Source organism: Mesorhizobium sp. M5C.F.Ca.IN.020.32.2.1 (assembly GCF_004023105.1).
GTDB classification, from domain to species: domain Bacteria; phylum Pseudomonadota; class Alphaproteobacteria; order Rhizobiales; family Rhizobiaceae; genus Mesorhizobium; species Mesorhizobium wenxiniae.
Map to the genome: position 1 here is coordinate 1 of NZ_RZSX01000873.1, position 2,578 is coordinate 2,578.

At 62.6% G+C, this 2,578-nt stretch carries 4 protein-coding genes; 2 read left to right on the top strand and 2 right to left on the bottom strand.

The window, feature by feature from the left end; translation table 11 throughout:
• Positions 1–20: 20 nt before the first annotated feature.
• Entirely contained in the window at positions 21–725 is a 705-nt protein-coding gene (locus EOA86_RS30190) for a DUF2270 domain-containing protein (protein WP_203546855.1), read from the top strand.
• 364 nt (positions 726–1,089) lie between these two features.
• On the top strand, positions 1,090–1,359 hold the full coding sequence (locus EOA86_RS30195) for a DUF680 domain-containing protein (RefSeq protein WP_128344974.1): 270 nt from the start codon (positions 1,090–1,092) through the stop codon (positions 1,357–1,359).
• A gap of 199 nt (positions 1,360–1,558) precedes the next feature.
• Here EOA86_RS30195 and EOA86_RS30200 read toward each other — a convergent pair whose 3' ends face one another.
• Entirely contained in the window at positions 1,559–2,083 is a 525-nt protein-coding gene (locus tag EOA86_RS30200; RefSeq protein ID WP_065008971.1) for a histidine phosphatase family protein, read from the bottom strand.
• Between the two features lie 16 nt (positions 2,084–2,099).
• Positions 2,100–2,578: formyltransferase family protein (locus EOA86_RS30205; protein WP_128344976.1), on the bottom strand; the 479-nt coding region annotated here is incomplete at its 5' end.

The window sequence follows — 2,578 nt, forward strand, 5'->3', positions numbered from 1 at the left end:
TTGCGTGGGCGGGTGGAGGTATGGTGATGGCAGAAGCGTTGGCGGCGCCGGACCCCATCGGAAGGACACTTTCGTCCGGTGAACTCGTAACCACGATGTCGCACTTTCATCGCGCCGAGATTCTGCGCATGACGGGGTGGCGCGACCGCCTGGACCGGACGAGCAATTGGGCGATAACGGTTGTCGCGGCGATGTTGTCCGTCTCGCTTTCGACGGCCACCGCGCATCACGGCGTGCTGCTTTTTGCCATGCTGCTTGTCTTGTTGCTGCTGTGGATAGAAGCGCGGCGGTATCGCTTCTTCGACGTTTACCGGGCCCGCGTGCGCCAGTTCGAACGGCACTATTTCGCGCAGATTTTCTCGCCGCAGCCGGACTTCGCGTCCGATTGGCTGTTGGTCGTCGGCGAAAGCCTGCGCGCTCCAAAATTCCTCATTTCGCAACGAGCGGCGTTGGCGCGCCGTCTGCGTCGAAACTACATCCACATGCTGCTGATCCTGCTGATGGCCTGGATCCTGAAACTGTCGACTCCCGGTCTTCTAACCGAAGGTGTCCGCATCGGCTTCGTCGGTTCGGTGCGCGAGGCCGTCACCAGCGCCGCCCTGGGGCCTATTCCTGGCGTGGTCATCGCCGTGCTGGTCGCCGCACTCTATGCCTGCCTGCTGGTCATCGCGTTCCTGGCTGCTCGCGACGATGGCGAACTCTCCTTTGGTGACGTGCACGTCTAGAGCAGCAACGCAAAGCCGGTAGATCTGCGAATTACATTTGTGCATCAGAAGAAATCGAACCGATCGGTTCGTTTCTGTTGACGCGTCGTGCAGGACGGTGTGAACGCCGGCTCAGCAAAAACCGTGCACCCGCGGCAGGACAATTCGCCTAACACGTTGAAAATCATGTCAAAGATTGTGGCGAAGGAAGCCTTTTGGCGGATTTCAAGCACCCGATTCACGGCATGGCCGGAACATCTTTGTGATTGGAAACCGCCCCAATGCGAGCCCACCTCGGGGTAGTCCGAGCGACGCGAAATCCTCCCAACGCACGCCACGAGACGGACACCAACACTGAAAAATCTGAAATACTGGAGTACCTGAAATGACCAAGATTGCTCTCACCGCTGCCGCCATCCTCATTGCCACAGGCAGCGCCTTTGCCGGCAGCGACCACTATGGTTCGGACGGCGTCAACCAGCCGGCAGCGCCCGCTGGCAATGCGCCTGTTGGAAATGTCGACGACACGTTCACGGGTTCGATCGGCAAGCTGCTCCCGACCGAGCACAACGCTGTCAACACCAATGCGACGCCCGAGTCCGGCACGGCCCAGTCCGTCGTGCCTCAATCAGGCCGGGGCAACTGGGGCCGCTAAGCCCTCAAGCTCCGGAACGCAAAGTGTGGCGGGCCCTGGCCCGCCGTTTTGCTTCTGCCTATCAAGAAGTCTCAGCCTGAGCACCCGCCCCGTTTTTGCACGCGCAATAGGAGGCTGCAGCACTTGATTTTGCGCATGATCCTTTCCGAACCGAAGGTCAGCGCAGCAAAAAATCAATTCCGATTTTCGGGCCCTTGCGCTAGCGCAGATCCTTCGGCCAAACGCAGTGCGTCAGCCGGGCATCGCCGAGGGCCAGCCGTGCCCAGTCACCGTCGAAAACGAAGCGGGCCATGGCTGCGGTCGGGAATTTTTCTTCAAGCTTTTTGAGTGCCGCGGCATCCGATCCGGCGCCGGCCAGCCGGCGTGCGAATTCCTCCAGGCCGGGATTATGACCGAGCACCAAGAGGCTGCTCGTTGCCGCATTTGCCTGCCGCACCTTGGCGAGAACGTCTGCCGCGCTGGCCTCGTAGAGCGCCTGAACAAATTTGGCCGGCGTTTTCGCCGGCAGTTCCGCCGAGACCAGCCGCCATGTGTCGCGGCTGCGCAGCGCCGGCGACACCAGCGCCAGGTCCGGCAGCCAGCCATGCCTGGCCAGTTCGCGCCCGGCCAGCGGGGCGGCCTTCACCCCGCGCCCGGAAAGCGGCCGGTCGAAGTCGATAAGGTCAGGATCGTCCCAGCTCGATTTGGCATGACGCAGAAGAAGGAGTTGCTTCGTTGTCGCCATGCCAGCCTTCTCCTGCTCAGGGCGTGATGCGCGCCAGATGCTCGAGGTCGGTCTCCTCGCGCAGCGGATCGGGCGCCATGACCACGGAGGAGCTGTTGTCGGCATCGTCGGCGAAGTGGGCAAGCACGGTACGGCCGCCCTCCATCCGCGCCTTGCCTTCGGCGACCAGCCCGAGCGCCAGCGGATAAAGCCGGTGCTCGGCCTTCAGCACGCGCGCGGCGAGCATGTCCTCATTGTCGCCGACCATCACCGGCACGGCGGCCTGGGCGATGATCGGGCCGTCATCCATGTCCAGGGTGACGAAATGCACCGTGCACCCATGGATGCGGATGCCCGCGCGGATGGCTCGCGCATGCGTATCCAGCCCCTTGAAGGCCGGCAACAGGGCAGGGTGGATGTTGATCATCCGTCCCAGCCACTTCTCGACGAAGCGCGCGCCGAGGATGCGCATGTAACCGGCCAGCGCCACGATCTCGGCGCCGAACGAGACAAGTG

Coding starts and splice junctions, on each gene's coding strand:
- EOA86_RS30190 (WP_203546855.1), top strand. CDS start 21: ATGGTGATGGCAGAAGCGTTGGCGGCGCCGGACCCCATCGGAAGGACA.
- EOA86_RS30195 (WP_128344974.1), top strand. CDS start 1,090: ATGACCAAGATTGCTCTCACCGCTGCCGCCATCCTCATTGCCACAGGC.
- EOA86_RS30200 (WP_065008971.1), bottom strand. CDS start 2,083: ATGGCGACAACGAAGCAACTCCTTCTTCTGCGTCATGCCAAATCGAGC.